Here is a 1,676-nt window from a genome sequence, read left to right as displayed (position 1 = left end):
CGTTTTGATCAGGACCACCTGATGCTTGCTTTATACATAGCCGGCTTGTTTCCTCCCGGTGAATTCCCCACTTCTGACTTCTTATATTAAATCCTTTCTCCTGGCTATTTATTTAAGGTCTGCCGGCCTTACTATCTTTTTTGTGGTTATTAACTGGCTGCAGCATTAAAATATGTTCCTACGCTTATTGCATTCTTGAACACGACCAAATTGCTTTTATAATCTTGGCGCTGCCTTTAAGTAAAGAATAATGATACCAGCAATCTAATTCGAATTCAGTAAATTTGTGTAATTAACGATCGATACCTGGGCTAACCTTTTTACACCATATTTTAGGTTTAAATTCTGATGTGTATGAAAAAGTTCCTCTATAATAGTGCTTTTATACTAATCATCTATTCTTACACTACTATATGCATTGCTCAAAGTGCAGATTCTTTATATACCTTCAAGGAGCCTTCAAGGAATGGAACAGGAAAGGTTTACATGGGGAGGGAAATTGCACAAGTGATGAGCTTCGACGGTGTAGCTTGGTTAGAACGTAAAACCCGTGCCCGTGAAGAAAACACTAATCTTGTTATTTCCAAATTGCCAATTCGTAAGTATACTGTAGTAGCTGATATTGGTGCCGGCTCCGGTTTTTATACTTTCCGGATTGCCCCATTGATTCCTGCAGGTAAACTATATGCGGTGGAGATTCAGGATGATGCCATCAATTATTTGAAAGATAGGAGTAAATCTTTAAAGTTTGACCATGTGGTCGTCGTTAAAGGGAATGAAAGAAGTCCGTCGTTACCCCTACGGTCGGTTGATCTTGCTATCATGGTTGACGTATATCATGAGCTACTATATCCTAAAGAATTTTTGAAAGCCATTAGAGCTGCGCTGAAACCTGATGGGAAATTATTGTTGCTGGAATATAAACTGGAAGATGCTGCTGTTAATATAATACCGGAACATAAAATGTCTGTAGTCCAGGTAAAGAAAGAACTTGAAGCAAATGGTTATACCCTTGTTCAACTTGGGAAGTTTCTGCCCTTACAGCATTTTCTTCTTTTTCAGAAAAAATAATTTGTACGATTTTATTTATTTCTTTTTTGTACGAGTTTACTTATTGCTATGATCTCCTTGTTTAGCTTTATACGACATGGGAGCTATCTTAACATCCTCGCTTTTACTTCATTGATGTGATCTTTAATAGAGATCCTCCGATTCTTTGGATCAATTTGTTCAGTGATGTCTTGTCTCAGGTATTAGGAGTATTGGTTTAAATAAATGTCTAGGATGATGTGTGGCCGTTTATGTCAGATATTTTGTCCTGGTCATACTTCTAGCAAATATGAATGGAATCGTTTTGGTAATCAATTGAGTAGAGGTTTGTTTTTGGAAGTTTTGTTATTTGCGGTGGCTACGCAAGGTAATGTTGTAAAATTTGTCTGTTATTTACCGGAATAGTTCATATTTAGAAAGTAAATAGACTGTTAATCAGCTATTTATCGTGTGTATACAATTTAGAGTGTATAATTGTTTGACTGAATGATATTTTTTCTTACTTTTGCATCCCGCTTCGGAGGAAGTGAAACAGTGAAAGGGATAGAGTAGAGGTTGATTTGAAGAGCTAAAGTATAGTAATGTTGTTCTTTGTGGAGTTAGGCGAAAGCCAGATAAAACAAAAG

1 protein-coding gene is annotated in these 1,676 nt (G+C 36.6%); it reads left to right on the top strand.

The window, feature by feature from the left end; genetic code table 11:
• The first annotated feature begins 354 nt into the window (after positions 1-354).
• Positions 355-1,071, top strand: a complete 717-nt coding sequence (locus WG905_RS19465; protein WP_339593432.1) for a class I SAM-dependent methyltransferase — start codon at positions 355-357, stop codon at positions 1,069-1,071.
• The last annotated feature ends 605 nt before the right edge of the window (positions 1,072-1,676 follow it).

It is taken from the genome of Pedobacter immunditicola (genome assembly GCF_037482985.1).
Classification (GTDB): Bacteria; Bacteroidota; Bacteroidia; order Sphingobacteriales; family Sphingobacteriaceae; genus Pedobacter; species Pedobacter immunditicola.
The sequence above is the reverse complement of the archived record's forward strand: the minus strand, read 5'-3'. Positions and strand labels throughout refer to the sequence as shown.